General features: G+C 63.7%; 22 protein-coding genes. 6 read left to right on the top strand and 16 right to left on the bottom strand.

What is annotated here, in order from left to right; all coding sequences use genetic code 11:
* Position 1: 1 nt before the first annotated feature.
* From B1790_RS05810 to B1790_RS05770, 9 genes are all read right to left on the bottom strand, one after another.
* On the bottom strand, positions 2 to 958 hold the full coding sequence (locus tag B1790_RS05810; protein WP_079922261.1) for an MlaD family protein: 957 nt from the start codon (positions 956 to 958) through the stop codon (positions 2 to 4).
* Entirely contained in the window at positions 955 to 1,953 is a 999-nt protein-coding gene (locus B1790_RS05805; RefSeq protein ID WP_079922260.1) for an MlaD family protein, read from the bottom strand. The genes B1790_RS05810 and B1790_RS05805 overlap by 4 nt, the downstream gene beginning before the upstream one ends.
* Positions 1,953 to 3,047, bottom strand: a complete 1,095-nt coding sequence (locus tag B1790_RS05800; RefSeq protein ID WP_079922345.1) for an MlaD family protein — start codon at positions 3,045 to 3,047, stop codon at positions 1,953 to 1,955. The genes B1790_RS05805 and B1790_RS05800 overlap by 1 nt, the downstream gene beginning before the upstream one ends.
* Positions 3,041 to 4,000: an MlaD family protein gene (locus B1790_RS05795; protein ID WP_079922259.1), complete on the bottom strand. Its 960-nt coding sequence runs from the start codon at positions 3,998 to 4,000 to the stop codon at positions 3,041 to 3,043. Before B1790_RS05795 ends, B1790_RS05800 begins: the two co-directional genes overlap by 7 nt.
* Positions 3,997 to 5,004 carry an MlaD family protein gene (locus B1790_RS05790; protein WP_079922258.1) on the bottom strand — a complete coding sequence of 336 codons (1,008 nt, stop codon included), beginning with the start codon at positions 5,002 to 5,004 and terminating at the stop codon, positions 3,997 to 3,999. Before B1790_RS05790 ends, B1790_RS05795 begins: the two co-directional genes overlap by 4 nt.
* On the bottom strand, positions 5,001 to 6,068 hold the full coding sequence (locus tag B1790_RS05785) for a Mammalian cell entry related domain protein (protein WP_079922344.1): 1,068 nt from the start codon (positions 6,066 to 6,068) through the stop codon (positions 5,001 to 5,003). Before B1790_RS05785 ends, B1790_RS05790 begins: the two co-directional genes overlap by 4 nt.
* Before the next feature lie 12 nt (positions 6,069 to 6,080).
* Positions 6,081 to 6,887 (bottom strand): ABC transporter permease, encoded by an 807-nt coding sequence (locus tag B1790_RS05780; protein WP_079922257.1) that lies wholly within the window; start codon positions 6,885 to 6,887, stop codon positions 6,081 to 6,083.
* Positions 6,888 to 6,949: 62 nt separating this feature from the next.
* Complete coding sequence (locus tag B1790_RS05775; RefSeq protein ID WP_233164958.1) at positions 6,950 to 7,768, bottom strand: ABC transporter permease; 819 nt, start codon at positions 7,766 to 7,768, stop codon at positions 6,950 to 6,952.
* Positions 7,769 to 8,088: 320 nt separating this feature from the next.
* The gene (locus B1790_RS05770) at positions 8,089 to 8,649 is read right to left on the bottom strand and encodes a hypothetical protein (protein WP_233164951.1); all 561 of its coding nucleotides are present in this window, start codon (positions 8,647 to 8,649) and stop codon (positions 8,089 to 8,091) included.
* Between the two features lie 178 nt (positions 8,650 to 8,827).
* Here B1790_RS05770 and B1790_RS05765 point away from each other — a divergent pair, with 178 nt between their 5' ends.
* The 4 genes from B1790_RS05765 to B1790_RS05750 all read left to right on the top strand — a co-directional run bounded on the left by B1790_RS05765 (position 8,828) and on the right by B1790_RS05750 (position 11,610).
* Positions 8,828 to 9,412 carry a hypothetical protein gene (locus B1790_RS05765; protein WP_142271054.1) on the top strand — a complete coding sequence of 195 codons (585 nt, stop codon included), beginning with the start codon at positions 8,828 to 8,830 and terminating at the stop codon, positions 9,410 to 9,412.
* A 333-nt stretch (positions 9,413 to 9,745) separates the two neighbouring features.
* A complete protein-coding gene (locus tag B1790_RS05760) occupies positions 9,746 to 10,234 on the top strand; it encodes a hypothetical protein (RefSeq protein WP_142271053.1) in 489 nt (162 codons plus the stop codon).
* Positions 10,235 to 10,299: 65 nt separating this feature from the next.
* Positions 10,300 to 10,755: a hypothetical protein gene (locus tag B1790_RS05755; RefSeq protein ID WP_079922253.1), complete on the top strand. Its 456-nt coding sequence runs from the start codon at positions 10,300 to 10,302 to the stop codon at positions 10,753 to 10,755.
* A 42-nt stretch (positions 10,756 to 10,797) separates the two neighbouring features.
* A complete protein-coding gene (locus B1790_RS05750) occupies positions 10,798 to 11,610 on the top strand; it encodes a hypothetical protein (protein WP_079922252.1) in 813 nt (270 codons plus the stop codon).
* A 5-nt stretch (positions 11,611 to 11,615) separates the two neighbouring features.
* Here B1790_RS05750 and B1790_RS05745 read toward each other — a convergent pair whose 3' ends face one another.
* A complete protein-coding gene (locus B1790_RS05745) occupies positions 11,616 to 12,242 on the bottom strand; it encodes a TetR/AcrR family transcriptional regulator (protein ID WP_369832289.1) in 627 nt (208 codons plus the stop codon).
* 219 nt (positions 12,243 to 12,461) lie between these two features.
* Here B1790_RS05745 and B1790_RS05740 point away from each other — a divergent pair, with 219 nt between their 5' ends.
* On the top strand, positions 12,462 to 13,268 hold the full coding sequence (locus tag B1790_RS05740) for a hypothetical protein (RefSeq protein ID WP_079922250.1): 807 nt from the start codon (positions 12,462 to 12,464) through the stop codon (positions 13,266 to 13,268).
* A gap of 13 nt (positions 13,269 to 13,281) precedes the next feature.
* On the opposite strand, the gene B1790_RS05735 is transcribed toward B1790_RS05740, so the two are convergent.
* The gene (locus tag B1790_RS05735; RefSeq protein WP_158083765.1) at positions 13,282 to 14,898 is read right to left on the bottom strand and encodes an NAD(P)/FAD-dependent oxidoreductase; all 1,617 of its coding nucleotides are present in this window, start codon (positions 14,896 to 14,898) and stop codon (positions 13,282 to 13,284) included.
* Positions 14,899 to 15,193: 295 nt separating this feature from the next.
* Between B1790_RS05735 and B1790_RS05730 the strand changes: the two genes are divergently transcribed.
* On the top strand, positions 15,194 to 16,375 hold the full coding sequence (locus B1790_RS05730; RefSeq protein WP_079922248.1) for an acyl-CoA dehydrogenase family protein: 1,182 nt from the start codon (positions 15,194 to 15,196) through the stop codon (positions 16,373 to 16,375).
* A gap of 75 nt (positions 16,376 to 16,450) precedes the next feature.
* On the opposite strand, the gene B1790_RS05725 is transcribed toward B1790_RS05730, so the two are convergent.
* Genes B1790_RS05725 through B1790_RS05705 form a run of 5 tightly spaced genes read right to left on the bottom strand, consistent with a single transcriptional unit; the run spans position 16,451 to position 22,620 of the window.
* Positions 16,451 to 17,263 carry an SDR family NAD(P)-dependent oxidoreductase gene (locus B1790_RS05725; RefSeq protein ID WP_079922247.1) on the bottom strand — a complete coding sequence of 271 codons (813 nt, stop codon included), beginning with the start codon at positions 17,261 to 17,263 and terminating at the stop codon, positions 16,451 to 16,453.
* Positions 17,260 to 17,727, bottom strand: a complete 468-nt coding sequence (locus B1790_RS34600; protein ID WP_158083764.1) for an SRPBCC family protein — start codon at positions 17,725 to 17,727, stop codon at positions 17,260 to 17,262. The genes B1790_RS05725 and B1790_RS34600 overlap by 4 nt, the downstream gene beginning before the upstream one ends.
* On the bottom strand, positions 17,724 to 19,229 hold the full coding sequence (locus B1790_RS05715) for an aldehyde dehydrogenase family protein (protein WP_079922246.1): 1,506 nt from the start codon (positions 19,227 to 19,229) through the stop codon (positions 17,724 to 17,726). The genes B1790_RS34600 and B1790_RS05715 overlap by 4 nt, the downstream gene beginning before the upstream one ends.
* A complete protein-coding gene (locus tag B1790_RS05710) occupies positions 19,226 to 21,007 on the bottom strand; it encodes a long-chain fatty acid--CoA ligase (RefSeq protein WP_079922245.1) in 1,782 nt (593 codons plus the stop codon). Before B1790_RS05710 ends, B1790_RS05715 begins: the two co-directional genes overlap by 4 nt.
* Positions 21,004 to 22,620, bottom strand: coding sequence for an NAD(P)/FAD-dependent oxidoreductase (locus B1790_RS05705; protein WP_079922244.1), 1,617 nt, complete (start codon positions 22,618 to 22,620; stop codon positions 21,004 to 21,006). The genes B1790_RS05710 and B1790_RS05705 overlap by 4 nt, the downstream gene beginning before the upstream one ends.
* Positions 22,621 to 22,690: the final 70 nt, after the last annotated feature.

Raw genomic sequence — 22,690 nt, 5'->3', positions numbered from 1 at the left:
GTTACGGGGGCGGAGTCTTGACCCGCAACGTGATGGTTCCGTCCTCGGGAATTGCGTTGAGCATGTTGGACAGAATCTGGCCGGTGTCGACGTTCATCGCCGCCGCCGCGACGGCCTTGATGTTCGGTGTGAAGGCTTCGGCGAAGACCTTCAGGTCCGGGGCGCGGTCGTCGAGGAAGCCCTGGACGCGGTTCATCAGCCGGCCCACGTTGCGAATGCCCTCTGGAGAACCGGTCTCGGTCACCAGGTCCTGGGCGTATCGGTGCAGCCAGTGGATCGGCGGTCCCAGGGCATAGAGACTTGGTGCGATCTCGGCCAGTCGGGGCCCGACGAACCCGGCATTCTCCAGCAGGGTCTGCATGTTCTCCAGTACGCGGCCGCCCGCGCCATTCATCCCCATGACCGTGTTGCGCAACAGCATGCTGGCGCGCTCCAAATTGGGCAGCACCATCTTGTCGCTGGGCAGTGCGCCGTCGAGTTCCCCCACGAGACGGCTCAGAGCAGCGGGATCCATCTGGTTGAGCACACGAGTAACGCTCGTCGCCAATTCCGAGATCGAGGCCGGCTGGCGCACGTCCTCGGTGGCCACCTGCTGACCGTCATAGAACATTGGGCCCGTCGACGTGCGCGGCAGCAGTCCGATGTAGGACTCACCCAGCGCCGAGAGGTTCTCCAGTCGCACTTCACTATTGACGGGGACCGGATAGTCCTGGTCGATGTAGAAGCTGACGGTGGCCACGTCCAGTGTGGTGTGGATGCCGGTTACCTTCCCCACCTGCACGCCTCGCAGTAGCACGTTGGAATCCACCACGAGGCCGTTGATGTCCGGCACCTGCATGGTGACGTTCACGCGCTTGTCGGGCGGCCCGATCCGGACGCCGAGCGCCGCGATGTAGTAGACGCAGGACACGACGATGACCGCAAACGCGGTAAACGACAGAACGTAACGAAACTTCACGGCATTGCCCCCAACATGCGCAACACGTCTTCGACGTTGCCGGAGATCTCTCGCCCATCCGAGGTCTGTACGGAGGTGATGTTCATGGCCGGGTACTTGTCCTGCGGCAGAAAGACATCGGTGAAGAGTTGGCGCCAGGGCCGGTATTCACCCTCGACCGCCCACTTCGACTTCTGCACCTTGTCCAGCGCGATTCCCAGTGAATTGAGAAAGGGCACCAACCAGTAGCCACCGGTATAGATGCTGCCGACCGACGGAACCAAGGTGCCGATCGCGATACCGGTCTCCGACATACGATCCCACTGCGTCATACCGGCCGGCGAGAACCAGTAGTTCAGCTTGGGAGTGCTCGCATCGATGACGCTTGCCGTGTCAGCGACGCCGTTCAGCCATAGATCGACGGTGTCCACGTTGCGCGAGAGATCCTGCAGGTCGACCGATACCCGGGAGGAGATGGCGCGCACCTCGTCCAACTTCTCCGGGGTGACGTTGTTGATCCGGATGATGCTGTCTTGCACCCGCTGAATGGACCCACTGGTGACGAACGCCGCCATGTTGGCAATGGTGTCCTCCAACTGTGGTGGTGATGTCGTATGTGCCAACGGAATTCGACCATCGGGGGGCAACGTCGACTCGTCGGTCGTCATCTCGGGCCCGCGCTCGAGGGCAACGTAGATGTCACCCAACACGGTGGCTTGCTGCAGCATCGCCCGCGAGTCGCTGGGAATCATGATCCCGCGGTCTATTCGTGCGGTGACATCCACAGCCGTATCCGTCACCGCCACGTTCTCGACCACACCGATGGTCGTTCCGTCCATGACCACCTTGGCGCGTTCGGGCAGGTTCAGCACATTCGCGAACTCGAGAACGACGTCATAGCCGTCGCTGTAGGTCTTGCCCGGCTGGGGCAGGTCGTCCACGTTGACGGACGCACACGACGACAACGCCAACGAAGCGATGGCGGCTGCGGTCAGCGCACGGAACTTGCGTGTCATCAGCGGGTCGCATTCAGGAAGACATACTGCAGGAGATTGACGTCGACGCCGTAGGGCTGACCGGCCACGTTGGCACAGCTTCCCGGCATCGAGGCGTTCATGACGGCGCACACGTACGGCCCGTTGGGTGATCGGACGCGGTACAGCGGTGGTCGAAACGACATGACGAAGTCCCGGTTGTTCAGATGATTGGCCGCACCGTTGATCCACCTGGGTAGCGGATCGAGCAGACTGGCCAGACCCGCGGCGTGCGGTGAGTTGATCCGAATGGCGTCGGACAACGAGTCGAGGGTCAACTGAATTTCGTCACCCGCATGGACCTCTATATCGGAGATGGCGGTGATGATCGTGACGAGCGGCTGAACCATGTCACGCGCACCTTCGATGGCGTGGACGACGTCTGGAGTAGTCGTCGCGGCGTCGTTCAGGACCCCCTTCATGGGGCTGCGCATCTGAATGAGGGTGTCGGTCACCAAGCCGAGGTTCGTCACGATCGAGCTCATGTCGCTGATCGCTGCGTCGGGACTGTCCACGATCCGTGACGAGGCGGTGAGTATCTGATTGACACCGGCGCCATTGCGCTGGGTCGCCTGATCGAGCTGGGCGATGACATCGCCGATGTTGGACGATGTTTCGGGGTTGATCCCGTTGATGAAGGTATTGGCCGATCCGATGATCTCCGAGAGGCTCTTGGGTGTCACCGATCGGTCCAACGGCACGCACTGCCCGGCGTCCATGGTGGCGCCGCCCTCGTAGTTGCCCACCAACTCCAGGGCGCGGTCGGCAAGGATCGACGTCGATCGCACGACCGCCTTGACGTCGCCGGGCAGCGTGCGCTGCTGATTCAAGGTGAAGTCGACGCGCACGCTTTGCGGGCCAGGCAATATGTCGTCGATAGTCCCTATCTTGTAACCCATTTGGGTTACGGGGTTGCCCACGTAGAGCCCGACGGAATCGGGAAGGATCGCGCAGTGATGCGCCGCCGTCGGCCCCGAGACTCCGCGCCCGTCGGACGTGCCACAGGACGTCGCGGAAACGGCAACCACGCCGGCCACCAGGAAATGCACGCCGACGGCCAACCGTCGCGTCAGCATGGTGTTCCCGGCACCGGGATGCACACGTCGGTCGCCAGTAGTTCCGGTGGCGAATTCTGTCGATCCAGTGCTGCATCCAGTCGGCCACGGGTGCGCTTGAGAATGCGGATCACCAAGCCATTGCGGTCGGCCCAGGTGCGGACGATTTGTTGCCAGCGAATGATCTTCTCCAGGAAGTCATCTCGATGGTTCATGTAGAAGGTGCCGAGCGGTCCGACGCCTTGCAGCACCTGGCCCATGCCCTGCAGAGCACCGGCGAAGCCCTTTCCGTAGAGCACCAACGTCTGCTCGAGGATCGCGACCTTCTCGATGATCTCCTTGAGACGACCACGGTAGTTGCTCAGTTGAGCGATGTACTCGTCGGACATGTCGAGGATCTGCGTCAGCTGCCCGCGCTGGCGTTCCAGCGTGTCCGTCATCGTCGTGCCGGCATCGACGATCGAGCTGATCGTCTCGAGGTTGGGACCGGTCAAACCTTGTTGCACCTGGTTCAGCGACTGGTCGATCGGAGCGGTCGCGACCCGATCGGTGATCTTGGTTGCGTCGGTCAACGTCCGAACGAGGCTGTACGGCAACACCACTCGTTCCTTGGGAATCGGACGATCGCCAAGCGGCCGGTCCCCGAGGGAATCCAGGCTGACGTAGTAGCCGCCGACGACGGTAAGCATCCGCACCTGAACGGTGGATTGGTCACCGACGAACGCATCGCCCTTGACCGACGCTTGCACGCGTACTTCGTTGGGTTCGATCGAGAGGTCCTTGACCTGGCCTACGGTGATTCCGGCGATGCGCACGTTGAGCCCCGGGCTGATCGACGACGCGTCATCGGTCAAGAACGTGACGATCTTGTTGCCGGGCGGGCTGATGTACACCATGGCCGCGACGACCCCGAGGATCGTCACGATGGTGACCGCTGCGGTGCCAAGCACTTTCGGATTCCGAAGAACGTTCATTGCTTGCACAGCACCACCTTTTGACCGTTCATCAGTACGTCGACCGGCAACGGAAGCTCGGCACGCCCGTTGGAGCACGCCAACGGCTGCCCTTCCTGCCCCGGCGGCGGAATGTTGTCCCACACCACCGGCACCAACTTGATGGAATCCATCGTGTCGTCGAAGTTCGTGATCGCCTTGTCCAGCGCGGCATCGATGTCGATGCCGGGCTTGAATCCAGCGCCGTTGAGAACCTGCACCACCGACCTGGTGAATTCGGGGCCGTAGATCTGAGATTTGCGGAACTCGTCCAGCACCGTCAGTGCGGCGTCGATGGGGCGGTTGAGCCATTCGATGATCTGGACGAAGTCTCGGCTATGCCCAGCCATCGTGTCGGCAACGTTCTTGAGGTTCTGCATGAGTGTGGCCACGACCTGCTGTCGATCGGCAAGGAATCGCGTCAACGTATTGACGCTCTCCAACACCGGACCGAGACCGCTTCCGTCTCCCGACAGGAAGGTGTCGACGTTGGCCGTGAACCTGTTCAGATCATCGGGGCTCAACGTGGCAAGTACCGGCTGCAAGCCATTGAACAGTCTGGTGATGTCGAACGAGGGCACGGTCATCGAGGTGGGAATTGGATTGGGCACCGGGTCAACCGATCCCGATCCCTCGTGCGCGTTCTGGACGTCGAGGTAACGCAGGCCGGTGAGAGCCTGGTACTTGACCGCGAGGCGGGTATTGGGGTCGATGCGGTACTGATCCTCGAGGGTGAGGCCCACCTCGGCGACACTCTGCCCGTCGCGCCGACGCAGGTCGATCGAGTCGACCTTGCCCACTCGCACACCACGCACCCGGACGTCCGCGCCGTTGCGCAGCCCGGACACATCGGTGAATTCGGCCGTGTAGGAAGCCAGTTTGGCGTCGACGGGCTGGCGAATGACGTTGATGACGAGGGTCAGCAGAAGGACCGTGATGGCGAACGCCAGGATCAGACGCCACAGGGCGGCAACGGGTTTCACTATGGGGTGCCCCCAGTCGACGATGGCTCGGTATCGGGTGGCGGGACAGCGCCGACCGCGTCGAGCGGTGCAGCCACCCCTGGCAGGCTGTCCAAGATGATCCGCACGTTGACGGCGCGACGGTCGGGAGGACCGCCGAAGAGCAATTGCAGGCGCTCACGGTATTCGCGGGCGGTGTCGGCGATGGCATCGGGTGGGATGACCCCTGGCGCAACGTCGGTGAGGATCTTCAGCATGTTGGTCAGGGGGGCAAGGTCGGTGCTGTGGCTTCCCACTAGTCGTCCCGCGGCACCGAAGAGATCCGTCGAGGCAAGTTTGATCGTGGGCTTGAACGTGTTCTGGAAGAAGTCCTCGGTGGCCCCATCGAGGGCGCCGTGCAGGAAGTAATCCCCCGTACTGATGGACGCATTCACGAACCCCGGGAAGGCGACGCTGATGCCCGTGGCATTTCCCATCAACTGCTCGGTGCTGACGGTCTGCACCCGGGCAGTCGTCTCGGCGACGACCAGCATCGTCTCCAGCAACGGGTCGAGGCCGTCGAGATAGGTGGTGGATCGTTCGATGACGTCGACGAGCTTCGGGGTGAACACACCGTGGGAGATCTCGCCCAAGCGTTGCAGCATCGCTTGCAGGGTGAAGTTCCCCGTCGGGGTGACGTGAATCAACGAGCCGTTGGTCAGCGGGCGACCGCCTTGACCCGGGCGAACGTTGATACCGGTGACACCAAAGTAATTGGCTGGCCGAAAGTCCAGGCCCATCGTGTCGGTCAATCCGGCGGTCGGCCCGGCCTGCAATGCGGTCACCAACCGAATTCCGCCATTCCGCAGGCTGGTGACTTGACGCACCTCCCCGACGTTGACCCCGTGCACCATCAATGGCGTGCCGGGTTGGACTCCTTCACCGACATAGGGCGATTCGACGACCACGTTGATCAAATCTGCCGGGCGGCTCGCGAAGGGCTTCATGATCACCAGGGCGGCGACGGCGCCGATGACGGTCACCACCGCCACGCCCACGACCACGAGCAGACGAGCTTCCTGCTCCTCGGAGTACTTCCGGAATAGCATCTGTGCTGCCACCTACCCCTTGAACACGAAGACGGGCTCCAAGCCCCATAGGACGATGGTCAGCAGCACGTCGAGAGCCATGATCGCGACCAGGCTGGCCCGCACCGCTCGTCCGGACGCCCGGCCGACGCCGACGGGGCCACCGCTGGTGAAATAACCGTAGAAGCAATGGATCAGCGTCACCGCGGCACAGAAGACCGTCGCCTTCAACAGCGAATACGCAATGTCGCCGAAGGGTAGGAATTGGATGAAGTAGTGCTGATAGGTACCACCAGGCTGATCATGGAAGACCCTGATCACGGTGCTGGACACGTAGAAACTGGTGACGAGCGTCAGCAGGTAGCCGGGGATGACCGTGACCATCGCCCCGACCAAGCGGGTACCGACCACGAATGGGATGGCCCGCAACCCAAGGGCTTCCACGGCATCGATCTCTTCCGAGATGCGCATCGCCCCGATCTCGGCGGTCATCCGGCAGCCCGCCTGCGAGGCAAATGCGATACCGGCGACCAGTGGAGCCATCTCACGCACGTTGGCCAGACCGCCGACGATGCCGGAGAGCGCGCCGAATCCGATGAGGTTCAGCGTCGAGTAGGCCTCCACTGCCACGGTGCCGCCGATCGCAACACCCAGGATGACCAGAACACTGATCACTCCCCCGTCGACGATGATCGATCCACGGCCCCAGGCAAGGTCGTTCATCGCATGAAGTGTCTGGCGGCGATACCGTCGCAACGTGACCGGTAGCAACCACAGCGTCACTCCCGTGAAGACGACGAATTGACCGATCTGACCAAACACGCTCTGCGCGAGTGTCATTGACGTCAGGCGGCGGAGAAGTCTGATCCCCTGCGAGGAGGGACGGGCTGCCGGTGGGGCCATTACGACACTTCCATGGGAAAGAACATGGTCTGCAACTGGGTAATGGCGAGGTTGACGATGGCGATGCACACGACGTTGAGCACGACCGACGAGTTGACGGCATCGGCAACCCCACGCGGGCCGCCCTTGGCTTCCATCCCACGCAAGCACGACACCACCGCCACGATGGCAGCGAATATCAACGATTTACCGATCGTGAACCACACGTCGGTTACCGACGCGAAGGTGCCGAAGGATTGCCAGAAACTTCCAGCGGTCACGCCGCTGACGCCTACGGCCAATGCAAACGACGCCGCAACCGCCGAGGCGATGATGATCGAACACAGCATCGGGGCGATGATCAGAAGCGCCAGGAACCGGGGAACGACCAGGTGGCGAACCGGATCGATGCCGAGCACCCGCAGCGCGTCGAGTTCCTCGCGGATCGCCCGGGCACCGATGTCCGAGGCAATCGCCGACGCCGCTGCACCACCCATGAGCAGACCCGCAGTAACCGGAGCGCCCTGCCGAACGATGCCAACGCCGCTGGCTGCCCCCACGAGCGAACTCGCGCCCACCTGGTTGACCAGGCCGGCTGTCTGAATGGACACGATGGCACCGATGGGGATGGCCATCAACAAAGCAGGCGTGGCAGTGACTTTCAGCAGCGCCCAGGCCTGAACCAACATCTCCCCGACGGGTAGCTGGAATGTCACCGTATCGAGGATCGTGTATCGCAAGACCGACACCGCAACGAGTACCCCACGGCCGATCGTGGCGGTGCTGCGCACCGGAATGGAGACGAGGTGGGCTCCGGCGCGCGTGGTTCCTCGCCAGATTTTGTTCGCTAGCGTCGGCCCCACACTGCGCCGGCCGTGCCGCTGCGAAGCTGGCGGTGGCGCCGTGGGCGAACGATCCTCGGTTACTAACTGCAAGGTATTTCGCTCCCGATCACTACGCACATTGCCGTTCCATTCCCAAGGTCTGCATGGATATGCATGTCTATAGACCTCTGTTCCTACGGATGGCATCGGCGGGCCTATGATTCCTACCACACCTTACTGACTACTTGTCAATCTTCGAGGCCGGGGCGCTTCGTTTGCCAGTTCGCTCCGGGGCCTCAGCCGAGCCGCGTTGGCGGACGCGGGTCGGCCACAGCTCAATCGCACACGCCGGAGCGGTGAATCCTGCTACCCCACCGCTTCGCGCGCTGCAGCGATGGGCCGACGAACCAGGCTGGTTGCCGACCGTGGATACCGGCACTGACGTTTGAAAGCTGCTGCCATAGCCAGTAGAACGTTTCGCCCTGATACACCGGAAAGTACTGATCGCCCAGGTAGTCCTGGTTCATCGTCAACGACTGCGCACGAGGCGTCAGAAAGGCCAAGGATTGGTCGAGGTTCGCCAAGACGGCGTCGGCGATCTGCTGGTTGCCTGCCGCGCCGTAGTCACCCTTCACACGGCTGAGGCTGTCGTCGAACCGCTCGATCTGAGTGATCAACGGATCGTATTGCGCCAGGTACCACTGACACATCTCGCGCTCGGCGGTGATGTCGGCGGGGGTGACCTCGTTTCGGGTCTGGTCGTACGGATACGGAAATTTCGGCTGCCAGTCGCTCGCCACCGGAACGATGACAGGAAGCGGCGGCGCAATCTCATCAGCGGTGGGTTCGGCATGGGCCGGCACGCTCACCAGCGAGAAGCCGAGGCACACCGTCACCGCTATCGACAGCAATGGCGGCAATGGTCGGCGCATATTTAATCCCCTCGCTCGCTCACGCGGCATAGCGCGTAGGAATCCAGCTAGATCAATCTGCATGACGGTACTCAGCGGCCACCGAAGATGCCACATTCCAAGTACTTACGCTTGCGCAAGTGATAACGTACGTCACCACACGATGACAGTCAGCATCGCCATCAGGCAACAATCCTTACGCAATCTGGCGGGAATCCCGCGCGACTACGCTAGCGTGGTCATTCCGCGGCCGGCTCCAGTCGCGCGTTCGACGAGTGAGGTCACGATGCGCAAAACCCCGATACTTGCCATCATCACGATGATGCTTGCGGGACTTGCAGTTTCCGTTCAGACGGCCGCGCCGTCGCGCGCGGAACCACAGTCGGCATTGGGACAGGCCATCATCGCGGCCCGGGCGACATCCGCCTGTGCGCCGCTGCAGTCCGATCCGCTCGTCGAGCGGACTGCAGCCATGGCAAACCAATCCTCCAGTGACTACATGTCCTTTCGCAGCGCGGCGGTCCCCTTCACCGACCCACTGCCGGCCTTGTCCACGATCGGCTATCACGCCGCCAAGGCCCTGCAGTTGACCGGTTACGGCGCGACACGAGCCGAGGCACTACACGGCCTCATGCTCCAGTGGCAGGCGGCCCCACCCGACTGCTCCTACACCCAGTTTGGGACGAGTACCTGGCACGACGACTCGGGCTTCGAGTTGGCATCGGCCATCCTGACGACGCCGGCATAGCACCGGATCCCGCAGCGCTACGGAGCAGTGCAAAGTCAGCTCTTCTGCAACATTGAGGGATACTTTCTGATCGAACATGACTCTGCGAGTACGCATCCTTGACTTAAGAAGTTCGACCACAGTACGGTGAGCGGAGTGCGCGGCATCACATCACTGCCGCACCTGCAGGCGTTGGACGTCAACGTTGCCTTTCGTCACCGTGACGATTCTCGTGGACGCGACACACAGCCCTCACCCACCACTCGTCGAAGAACACGGAGTCCGCGAATGGCACGCTGTCCGCGCATCCGGGCTGCCGGTCCTCGGTGGTCGCGTTGGGCACGGGCCCTTCCCGTGGCAGTAAGCCTCGTGATGCTGGCGACGCCGGGAATCGCTGGGGCCGAACCCCCGTCGGCAGACCAGACCCCACACCCCTATCCGGATCTGCGCTACTTCACCGAGATCGACGCCGCCCCCTATGCGATGTCCGATCCGCCCGGGGCATCGCTGCCAAATCAACCCGGCTATTGGTTCACCACGGCCCAGGGACTCAATTGCGGGATCTGGTTCCGCGGGGGCTTTGGGTGCACGGGCGCCATCCCCGGAGCTCCGCCGGGCATCGACAAGATCGGCTGGATCACCGGTGACACACGAGTTCACTACGACTGGACGCTGGCAATCCGGTTTCCGTCACCCCGAGGGTCGAATCCCATTCCGCCGCTTTCCTTCATCTCCGTAGAGGGGACCCGGTGCGGAACGACGGTCGACCTGAGCACGTACTGCGAACGCGGCCCGTTCCGCTTTCTGATCACCCCCACCCACACGTGGTTGAACGGCACATGACACCACACACTCCCACCCACTCATTGCTACGACTCGTAGCGTTCATCGCAATTGCCTGTGGGACGATGACTTTCGCGGCCCCGGCACAGGCCGCGCCGGACACGAGTCTTTATCCGGACGGCAGCCAGTACCGAGCTGTCACGAGTACCTGGATCTACCGGGTCGTCGATGAAGACGGAGTCTGGTTCACCAGCCCGGTGGGCCTGCGTTGCGGCATCGCCGATGACGGCAGCTACGGCTGCTCGGGCAACCTGCCGGGTGTGACAGCCGGTGAGAACGAAGTCGCATGGTTCGTCGGCGATCCGTTCCCCCGGCTCTATCAGACGTCGGAGCCACGGTTCTCCTCGCCTGCTCCACAAACCCTCCTGCGCGAACGTACCTACATCGAGCACCGAGGGTCGCGCTGTTCGACCACCCGCGACTCTGGCGTGTACTGCATCCACGGCAACGATCTCACCAGCCAACTCATGGTGACGACCACGATGACGTGGCGCGGGGCCGACGCACTGCCGAGCAGCTAGCGCAGCACCCGAACACAAGACGACCCGAAGAGTGGAGCGCCCGTGAACTTCTCAGATCTGCCCGATCCACCATTCGACGCATTGGCAGGGACGACGGCGGCCTGGATCTTCATGGGCGCCAATATCATCGCCGCATCGATCGCACTGATCTGGACGCTGATCTGGGTTGCCCGCAATCGCGATGCAATGCCAGTCTTCTGCATGCTTGGCGGCTTCCTCGCCATGTTCGCCAACGAGCCCATCCTCGACCGCCTGATGCTCGTCTGGTACCCGGTCAACAGCCCGTTGATCACGATGAACCTGTACGGCACCTCGATGCCGCTGTATTTGTTGATCGGATACCCGTGGTACGTCGGGTTGGGCGCCTTCGTCGTCCACCGCGCGCTCAAGGGTGGGATCTCGTCGGCAGGCTTGTGGCGCATCTTTGCCGCAATTGCCGTGTTGGACATAATCATCGAGCTGCCATCGACATTGGCTGGCGTGCACGTCTACTTCGGCCCACAACCGAACTTCTTCCAGTACGGATTGTCAGTCACCATCCCGTTCGTGATGTCCGCCATCTCCTTGGGGTGTGGGTTCGCCGTCCACTGGGTGCTCAGTTCACCGAAGAAGCCGTGGACCCCCTTGGGTGTCATCGCGATAATCCCTGGCTCCGCGGTCGGCATCTTGGTTGGCACGCAATGGCCGGTCATGCTGGCGCAGAACTCCACGACGTCGTTGCCGATCGTCTGGTTCGCCGCCGCCGTCTCCATTGCCCTGGTCCTGGCCGGCATGCAGGCGGCCATTTCGACGGCGGTGACGCTGCGCGATCGGTACGAGTCATCCGTTCCAGCCGGCGTGACCGCCATGGCATAGCGTCGCTAATTGCCCACCATGGTCTTGCCCACCGTGATGAAGAGCTCGACACAGCGATCGACCAATTGATCGCGCGTGTACGGCACGGAACCGCCCAGCCATGCCGCCATCATTTCGGCGATGCCCGCGACGATCACCAAGAACGCAAGGTGCGCTTCCGCACGGTGATCTTCGGCGCCGTCCCAGAACAATCCCGCATGTGGAGTCAACGCATCACTGACCACTCGAGTCACCGCCGTGCGGACTCGGCTGAGCACGTCGTCCTTCTGGCCTTGGATCGTGATTTCACTCAATCGCGGATCGCCGACCAGTTCCTCGAACATCACCGTCACCGCGACGCGGGCGCGCGCCGACGGATGCGGTGGCGCCGCCTCAACCGCCGCCATGATGACATCGGCCGCCCGAGTGGCTTCGCGATCGAATATCGCCAGCATCAGATCATCACGGTCGGAGAAGTTCTCGTAGAAGTACCGTTCGGTCAGTCCGGCGCGGGCGCATATCGCCGTCACCGTCAGCTTGGCCGTCCCCACTTCAGCAAGCAGATCGAGTCCCGCCGAGAGCAGCCGCACACGGCGTTCCGCTTGCCGCTCCTGCGCACTGACACCGCCGTACGCCCTCGCCAAGGCACTCACCACATCTCGTCGTAGGTCCGTCCTTTCACGAGTCTTTCACACAGACCTTTGCAATCTGACAGAACTCCTGTCAGAATCTGCGCAATGGGGCACACCACACCGCGCCGTGGCTGTGACACCGGACCGGGGCCGAGTCCGGCGGCCAAGCTCTTTTGCCCTGCTAGCCACAGACATCCAAATCGCCTGTAGAAGAGCGAGTCTCACCATTGGAGAAATGCCATGACGTTTGACGACGGTTCGATCCCGCAACCACCGGTCGACATGCTGGCGGGTTCGACGGCAGGATGGTTCTTCACCATCCTGGTCGCTGTACCGGCGGCGGCCTGCTACATCTGGGCAATCTGGTGGGGCATCCGCCGCAGAGATCCCCTGCCGCTACTGTGCATGCTGATCGGCTTCGCATCGTCGTTCATCGAACCCATCGTCGACGTCCTCGGGCACGTGTGGTGGCCCGTCGACCTCCCGCTGGAGCTGTTCACCCTTTACGACCGCCACATCTACCTGTTCGTCGCTCTGGGGTACTCCTTCTTCCCCGGCCTGGCGACCTGGCTGGTGTACCGGTACTTCCTGACGAAGCCGACAAAGCGCGACATGCTTGGTAAGTTCATCCCCTTTGCCGTCGTCACAACGGTTTTCGAGATTCCCGGCATCTTGGCCGGCGCCTACGTGTACTACGGCGATCAGCCGTTCGAGGTCTTCGGCTATCCCCTGTGGTGGCCGGTCATCAACAACGTCGCTCCACTGCTCGGCGGCGGCCTCATGCTCTTGGCCGCTCCGCTGCTCACGGGCTGGCGCAAGATCGCGCTGGCGCTTGCCGTACCGATCGGATACGGCGGCGCGTATGGGGCCGTGGCCTGGCCGACCTTCGCGGCGCTGAATCTTCCTGTCCCGGCGTGGGTTCAGTGGATTGCAGCGGTCATCACCATGACCATGTGCGCATTGATCGGTCTGGCAATTGTTCAGCTGGTGGCCCGAGACGCCCTCGTTGGTACGCGACAGGCGTCCGCACCGACCGCGTCGCGGTAGCGCCGACGGGCGCCTACCTCAGAGCCGCACGGAGTCGGCCTGCGATACCGCGGCCACCGCGCAGGTCATCGAGCACCGCTGTGGCACAGTGCTTTCCCGGGAGACCCGACACACCACCACCGGGATGGCAGCTGGCCGATCCGAGATAGAGGTCGGGAACCGCGGTGCGGTATCCGCCGGCCCCGGCAGCCGGACGCAGCGGTCCGATCCGGGTCGGCAGGTTGTCGATGTGGTAGATGCAGCCGTTCTCCGCACCCGTCCGGGTAGCGAGGTCCTCGGCGGTCTCGACGTAGGTGCCGATCTGCAGGTCGATGAAGTCGGGTGCGGCCTGGCTGACCTTTTCCAGCAGGCGCCGCTCGGCTTCCCCACGCCATTTGTCCCAGCCACCGTCGGGACGCACCGGGGCCGGACCGTAGAGCTGGACGACATCCTGCCCGGCCGGGGCCTGGCTCTCATCGATGGCCGACAGAATGCCCAAGCAGAACGGCATGCTGTCGGGCAGCTCACCCCGTGCCGACTGCGCACCCGCAGCCACGACTTCTTCGAGGGTGCCCATGTAGATCGCCGGCCTACGCAAGTCGACGCCATCCTGGCGATTCGGCTGATGCCGCGACAGTTCGATCCGGCCGGACAGCGCCGCGTTGACGGTGAAGGTACCCAGACCCGTCGAATTGGCCGGGGCACCGCGGAGCCGCTCTGCGATGTCCGCAGGCAGCGCATCACCGACCATGTCGGGCAACCGTTGGACCGGGCACGCCGCGATGACAGCACGATCGGCGTGCAGCACGGTTCCGTCGGTCAGCTCGACGACACCGCCGGCAGGGGCGGTCATCCGGATGTCGGCCACCTCCGATGACAGCCGCACCTGGCCGCCGTGCGCCTCGAAGCACCGTTGCAGCGCCGCGACCAAACCGCCCATCCCACCCACCGGCCGTACCGCGCCGTGGTGGTGGATCATCGACGGCGCCAACAACGCAATCGCGCTACCGTCGACGTCCAGTGGCGCCAAGATCGAACCCGTACCCGCGAAAACCCCACGCAGCGCCTCAGATTCGAACAGCGCTTCGATGCCGTCGGCCGCCGTCGTCGTCAGCAGCGATCCCAGCAGGCTCCTGATACGTCGGCTGCTTGCGACAGCACGCACAGCTGCGGCCACCGTGGCCAAGCTGGGACGCTTGGGGCTCGACAGGCCGTACTCGTCCTGGATCTTGAGAATCTTGATGCCGGCTTCGGTGAGCTCAGCGTAGGTGGCGGCATCCTTTGCCGAGAATCGGCGGATGTCTGCCACGGTGTCGGCCATGCTGGCTTGCAGCACCAGGGATTCGCCGCTGTTGCCCAGCCACGCCCAGCCGGCGGCGGGCAGATCACGGTGACCGAATTCTTGCAGCTCGAGTTCATCTCCCACACCCCCGGCGCGGAAGTAGACGTTCTCCCACGCGCCGGGACTCAGGATGTGCTCGGGTGCCTCGGCAACGAATGCGCGCGAGGCCGCCATCCCTCCCAGCCATGGAGCCTGCTCCACGATCAGCACCCGCAGGCCCGCCTTGGCGAGGTAGCACCCGGCGACCAGGCCGTTGTGACCACCGCCGACGACGACGATGTCGGCGCGCTGTCCGTCTTGGTCGATCATGTTGTCTCCGTAAGCCATTCGTCAACACTGATAGTCATGCCGAGAGCGGAACCCCGTCCAGCTGCGTTCGCGGTTCCGTGCGGCCACCGCGTCCACGCAGTGACCCACGCCACCTTACGAGAACGAGCTGCACTGGTCAATTATGCGTATATAATTCTGTGTTCTACTGTGCATACACCAGTCTATTGCTTACCCGGCCTGCATTCCACGAATCGCCGGACGGGTCGCGATGACCAGTCCGCGTCCAGTCGGTCCGGTCAGACGGCTGACTACATCCGCTGCGGAAAGGACGACAATGACATCGACTTTGGAAGCCCCCGGCCAGGCCTCGTCGTGGATGACCGACGACGTGGCCGCGGTTGCCGACCTGGCCCGCGACTTCTTCACCCGTTACGTCTGTCCGGAAGCCGAGAAGTCGGCCCACGAGGGTCGCCCCGACCGCGAACTGTATCGACGGGCCGGCGAGATGGGCCTGCTGTGCATGTCGATTCCGGAGGAATACGGCGGCGGCGGAGGCACATTCGCCCACGAGGCGGCATTTCTGACCGAACAGACCCTTGCCGGTGACTCGTCGCTGCATCTCGGCGTGCACGCCGTCATCGTCCCGCACTACATCTTGGCCTACGGCACCGAAGTTCAGAAGAAGCGCTACCTGCCAAAGCTCGCCTCCGGCGAGTGGATCGGTGCAATCGCGATGACCGAACCCGGCGCTGGTTCGGACCTGCAGGCGATGACGTCCCGTGCGGTGCCCACCGACGACGGCTTCTCCCTCACCGGTACGAAGTGCTTCATTTCCAACGGGCTCAACGCCGACATCGTCATCGTGGCCGCCAAGACCGATCCCAACGCCCGGGGCGCGGGAATCTCACTGTTGATCGTCGACGTCACGGAGCGCTCGGCAGGCAGCGAGCCCGCCGGGTTCTCTCGCGGTGCGGCGCTGAAGAAGATCGGCCAGAAGGGCCAGGACACCGCGGAGTTGTTCTTCGAGGACTTCGCCGTGCCCTCCGATGCCGTCCTCGGACCGCTCAACGGTGGATTCTCCTGCCTCAAGACGCAACTGGCCACCGAACGCGTGATCCTCGGTATTGCAGCCGTGGCGTCGATGGAGCGCGCCGTCGAGCTCACCGTCGATTACACGAAGCAGCGCAACGTGTTCAACGCACCGTTGTTCGCCATGCAGAACACGCGGTTCGAACTCGCCGAGTGCGCCACGCTCGCTCACGTGTCACGGGTCTTCATCGACCAATGCATCATCAAGCTCATCGACGGCACCCTCGACGTGACCACCGCGGCGATGGCCAAGTACTGGCTTGCCGATCAGCAGTGCGCGGTGATCGATCGCTGCCTGCAACTGTTCGGCGGCTACGGCTACAGCCTGGAATACCCGATCGCGCAGATGTATGCCGACGCCCGCATCCAGAAGATCTACGCCGGCGCCAACGAGGTCATGAAGGAACTGATCGCCCGTACGCTTTAGCGCAAGAGGGCAATTCGACCTAAGTGGGGCCCGTCCGAGAGGACGGGCCCCACTTACGTCGGCCTGCATGATTGGCTAGTACATCGTCGGCGCCACACCACCACCGTCGATCATGACCCGTTGGCCGGTGAGGTATTCCCCGCCGGGACCGGCGAGGAAGACCACGAGTCGAGCGATGTCGGCCGGCTTGCAGACCCGGCCGAACGGCGAATTGGTCTCGGTGGCTTCCATCGTCTCGCCGGGCGTGGTCGCGTTGACGAGTCGTGCGCCCATGTCGGTGTCGATCAGGCCCGGTGCAATGACGTTGACGCGCACACCGTGCTCGCGCTCCTCGCGTGCCAGCACCCGGCATGCCGCTTCCATCGCAGCCTTGGCCATCGCGTAGGGCGCGGTGTTGGCCGGGCACGCGTCGACGACGGTGCTGGAGATGACCACGATGTCCGATCGCCCCTTGGCCCGCATCCCCGGAAGCAGCTGGCGAATCAACGCCAACGGGCCCAGCGTGTGCACACCGAGCAATTGCAGATACTCCCGTGGATCGGTGTCGGCGATCGACAGCCCCCGACTGGCCACGCCCGCATTGCTCACCAGCAGGTCGACGTCGCCGAATCGCTCGTGGATCGCAGCTACGGCGTCGGACCACGACTGTCCGTCGGCCGCCGAGGCGTAGACCGACATCGCCTGTCCGCCCGCGGATTCGATGTCGGCGACGACCTCGTCGGCGGCCTCGGGAGATCGCATGTACGTCAGGGCGACCTGCGCCCCGGCGGCGGCCAGCTCCCTGGCGACGCCGGCACCCACGCCGCGGGACCCACCGGTCACCAACGCCACTCGGCCGTGCAGCGGTTTCGTCGCGTCAACAGTTCGCACTGCGAGTGCTTCGCTCATCTCGGTGACCTCTCCTCTCGGGCGGACTTCCGCTCGGCCGCCTTCACTAGCCGCTTCAGCAGTCCCGCGATGGTCGTCTGCAGGACGGTGTTCAGCACGGGGCCCGCGATACGGCGCCGGGCGACGAACTCGACGCGCCATTCGACGTCGACGCCACCTGAAGCCAACGGCCGCAGCGTGACCGAGCCCAGGTAGTGGGTGAACGCCGACGGACTGATGACGGTGTAGGTCTGTCCGGTGTCGTCGCGGGTCAGGATGAGTTCGCGGATCCAGACCGGCCACGCGCCGACCTTGCGTATCGCACCTGCACCCGCCGGTGTCGAGTCACCCCAGCGCTCCCAGCTGGTGTGCATCACCAGGGGGCGCGCCCAGGCAGACCAGCCGTCGACGTCGTCCAAGAGCGCCAGCACGGTCTCGACACTGGCGCGGCATGGACTGGAGAATGCGAACTGGCGGGTCGTCACTGGCTGCGCCGTCCTGCGCGGAACCGCGCCCGCGTCATGGCGCGAAGCGCGAACATGGTGAAGGCGGGTCGTTGCAAGAGCATTCCGTTCAATCCCGGCGGGTCGGCGAACTTCGTCGAGATCGACTTGGTGCGGCTGAACTCGCGCAATCCCTCGGCGCCGTGGATGCGGCCGTAGCCACTTTCCCCGACTCCGCCGAACGGCAGCTCCGGGATGCTGACGAAGGCGATCACGGAGTTGACGGACACCATGCCGCAACGCAGGGCGGCCGACAGCCGCGGGCCGTCGGACTTGGAGAACACGGCTGCTCCGAGCCCGAAGTTGGTGCCGTTGGCCAACCGAACGGCCTCCTCCAGGTCCGCCACCGTGCGTACCGTGACCATCGGTCCGAACGTCTCTTCCTGCACCGCAGCACAGGATTCGTCGGGGTCGACGAGCACGATCGGCTCACCGGTGCGATCGCGAATGCGTTCCGCACCGCCCAGTGGTGCGCTTGCACCGTGGCCGATGGCGTCACGCACCTGCTCGGCCACGGTCGCGGCTTGCGACGCAAGCATCATCGGTCCGTAGGTCGCACCGGACTCTGTTCCCACCCGCACGTCACGCAAGCGACGGCCAAGCGCCTTGCGGAACCGCTCGGAGACGGCCTGGTGGACATAGATTCGTTCCACCCCGACACACGTCTGACCGGCATTGCTGAAACCGCCCCAGGCCGCGGCGTCGGCGGCAGCCTCGACGTCGGCATCGGCGGCGACGATCATCGCGTCCTTGCCGCCGCATTCCATCACCACCGGCGTCAGCGTGTCCGCACACGCGTGCAGGATCTTTCTGGCGGTGCGCGGCGAGCCGGTGAAGGCCACCTTGTCCACTCCCCCACTGATCAGACCGGCACCGGCCTCACCATCGCCGGTGATCAAGGTCAATACATCCTGCGGCACAGAGGGATTCGCGCGCGCGAAAGAAGCGACGAGCTCGGCTCCGACGGCAGTGGTGTGCTCACTCGGCTTGAGTGCAACCCCGTTGCCAGCCGCCAACGCCGAAGCCAGCGGCGCCACCGGAGCGAAGAGCGGGTAGTTCCACGGGCTGATGATGCCGATAACGCCGAAGGGTTCGGAGTCGATGACAGCTCGATAATTGGCCATCAACACCGTCGGAATCACCCGACGCCTGCGTAGCACCCGCTCGGCATTACGTGCCGCCCACCGGATGTGTTCGACGGCGATGACGAGCTCCATGTAAGCGTCGTCGACCGGCTTACCGCTCTCGCGATGAATCAGCGAGACGAAATCATCACTGTGCGTGACGATATCGGCGGCCCAGGCCATCAGGCAATCGCGGCGACGGCCGAAACCCATGCCCTGCCAGATGAGGCCGGCGACCCGGCACTCGACGATTCGCGCCGCCACCTGATCGGCGTCCATTCTGGTGAACTCGGCGATGGCCTCACCGGTGGTGACGTCGCGGGCGGTAAAGGACTGCTTGGACGTGGCCGGGGCGCTCATCGGGCCACCGCCTCGACGGCATAGAGTCCGTCGATCTCGCTTCGATACAACTCGGCGATCACCCGCCGCCGCAATTTGAGGGTAGGTGTCAGCTCTGCACTGTCGGGCTGCCAGAACTGCTGCAGCACGGTGTAGCGCTTGATCTGCTCGACACGTGCCAAGTGCTTGTTGGCCCGCTCCACGGCGTGCGCGACAGCGGCGCTGACCGCGTCGTGCGTGCACAGCTCTTCGGGCTCACCCATCGGGATACCCGCCGATACGGCGAACTGGGTCAGGGCGTCCGGATCCAAGACGACCAGCGCCGCCAGATAAGGGCGTTCGTCACCGATCGCCACCACCGAGCCGATCAACGGACTTTCGGCCTTGACTGCTGCTTCCACCTTGGCGGGGGCGATGTTCTTGCCGGCAGCATTGACGATGATCTCCTTCTTGCGGCCGGTGATGGACAGATAGCCGTCCGCGTCGAGTTCGCCGAGATCCCCGGTGCGCAGCCACCCATCGGCGGTGAATGCTTCGGCCGTTGCCTCCGGTTCACCACGGTAGCCGCGCATCACGATGGGACCCCGCACCAGGATTTCGCCGTCCGCGCCAAGCTTGATCTGCACATCGCGCAGTGGTCTGCCCACCGTGCCGAACTTTTGCGCACCGCAAGGGTTGACCGTGGCGACGGCGCCCAGTTCCGACATTCCCCACACCTCGACCACCTCCAGGCCGAGCGCCGCCAAGTAGGACTGAATGTGCGGAGCAGTCGGAGCCGCACCGACCATCAGCCAGCGCAGATTGCCCAATCCCATTGACTTGCGGATCGCCGCCAAGACCGGCTCGACCACCTGGCGCTGCTCGACGAGCGACTGGGGCGGTTGCTCCCCGGCCACCCGTGCTCGTTGCGCCGCAGTCGCATATCGGTGCCCGACGTCGACCGCCGCGCTCAGCAATTGTGCTTTGGCCACGTCGGTCTCGGCCTCCAATCGGGAGCGCACGGCGGCGACCATCTTCTCGAGGATGCGCGGCACGGTGCCCCAGACATCGGGCTGGATGGCAACCAGATTCGCCGCCAAGGTAGTGAGGTCGTCGATGCACACCACGTCAAGACCGAAGGCCATGGCGTTGTAATGCGTTCCCCAGCGTTGCGCGGCGTGGGCCATCGGCAACGCCGATGGCACCCTATCTCCCACCTTGAATTCGAGCACTTCGGCGGTCAGCTGTACTTCGGCGACCATCGAGCGATGAGTCAGCTCAACCGGTTTGGGTGATCCGGTGGTTCCCGAGGTGTAGATCAGGGTCAGGACGTCATCGGGTTGCACTGCCCGCCAGGTGGTTTCGAAGTTGAATTCGACGCTGCGGGGCAGGTCGCTCAACGCTGCGACATCCTCTACTCCGGAGTCGGTGCACACGATTACCAGTTCCGGTGCCGCATCTCGCAGTCGCTGCACGAAAGCGTCTTCGCACAAGGCGATTCGAGTTCCAGAACTGGTGATGATGTGCGCGATGTCGCCGACGGGAGACGTGTTGTAAATCGAACAGCTCGCCGCGCCAAGATGCATCACCGCAGCGTCGACGACGTGGAACATGGGACGGTTCTCGAACATCAGCGCCACCACGTCACCGCGCCGCACGCCTGCCCCGTACAGCGCAGCCGCGGTGTCGGCCACAGCCGCCCGGTAGGCCGCATAGGTGTAGCTCTGCGTGCCCTCGGCGTTGCGCAAGGCGATCAGGTCGGGGTGGCTACCGACAGTGCGGTCGAACAGATCGCAGAGAGTTGCGTCGGCCGCGCTCATCGGCGGATTGCCCGATCTTCAGTCGGCTGCCGGCCCGACGACGAAATGGGTTGTGCAGCGGCCCACGCGACGAACTCGTCTGGCTTGAATCGGCGGGTCGCCCGCGCATAGGCCAGGTGGGAAGCGGGCCACATCGCCGTCACCTTGCCTTGGGCGTTGGTGTACCAGCCGGGGCAGTTGTCGGTGAAGACGGTGCGATCGAGCTTGTGGTCCAGCCATCCCTGAAATGTCTGGTAGGTGGCATCGCTCACCTGCAGCCAGGCCAGCCGGTTGCGTTCCTTGTGTTCGAGCGCTTGCCGGATGTACGCGGCCTGACGTTCGAGGAGGAACACGATCGTGTTGGTGATGCTGTTGGTGTTGGGACCGAACAGCATGAACATATTGGGAAAGTTCGGCACCGCCATTCCGAGATATGCCGACGGCGTCTGGGCCCACTGCTCGTGTAGGTCGACACCCCCGCGGCCGCGAATGGTGATGGGCGCCAGAAACTCGCTGGCCTTGAACCCGGTGCACCACACGATCACGTCAGCGTCGACGTGACGGCCGTCGGCGGTGTTGATGCCGGTTTCATCGACGCTCTGCATGGCAGAGCCGACCAGATGGACGTTGCCACGGCCGATCGTGGGATACCAATCGTTGGACAGCAGCAACCGGTTGCACAGCAAGCGGTAATCGGGAATCGCCGCCGCGACTTCCACAGGATCCTTGACGTGACGCTTCAGCCGCTGAATCAGATACCACTGGGAAAGTCGGCGAACGGGTTCGGCACCTCGGGTAACCAGCGGATAGCGCGTCTCATAAGACAGGAACAGCACGTTGTGGTGCAGCTTTCGCAGCCACCCGAAGCGACGCATCAAGGAGGTCTGGAACGGCCCAGGCACACGCCGGCTCTTCCACATGACCCAGTTGGGTGAGCGCTGCACGACGGTCAGATCCTGAACCTGGTCGGCGATGGCGGGCACGACCTGAATGGCGCTGGCACCGCTGCCGACGACGGCCACCCGCTTGTCCGTCAGATCGACGTCGTGATCCCACTGCGCCGAGTGGAATGCCCGGCCTGCGAAGGTATCCAAGCCCGGGACCGAGGGCGTCTTGGGCCGGCTCAGCTGCCCGGTGGCCATGATCAGGACATCGGCCTCGACGGTGTCGCCGCTGGACGTGGTCACCGTCCAGGTGCCCGCGTCCTCGTCGAATTCCGCTGCGCGGACCTCGGTGTTGAAATGGATGAGCGGCGTGATGCCGAACTCGTCGGCCACCTCGGCAAGGTAGTGGTGGATTTCGGCTTGCTTGCCGAACAGCGCCGACCAATCCGGTTTGAGCGCATAGGAGAACGAGTAGATGGCCGACGGCACGTCGCAGGCCGCACCGGGATAGGTGTTGTCACGCCACACTCCGCCGACCGACGGGCCCCGTTCGAAGATCGTGATGTCCTCGAATCCGGAACGCTTCAACTCGATCGCAGCAGCCAGCCCCCCGAACCCGCATCCGACGATCACGGCGGACGTCTTCTTGGTAACCCGCCTTCCGACGGCTTTGCCCACCATGGATTGGAGACCCACGAATTCCTGCTTTCTATAAGGAGATGGCACCGCGGACGGCACCTGAACCGTCATCCGCTCACCGGAGCCGCGACCTTGCAATTACCGACGCCTTGTCCGGGTCGGCTGTCGCGCAAGCGTTTAA

This window comes from Mycobacterium sp. AT1 (genome assembly GCF_002043095.1).
GTDB lineage: Bacteria > Actinomycetota > Actinomycetes > Mycobacteriales > Mycobacteriaceae > Mycobacterium.
This window is presented reverse-complemented; position numbering and strand designations above follow the sequence as displayed.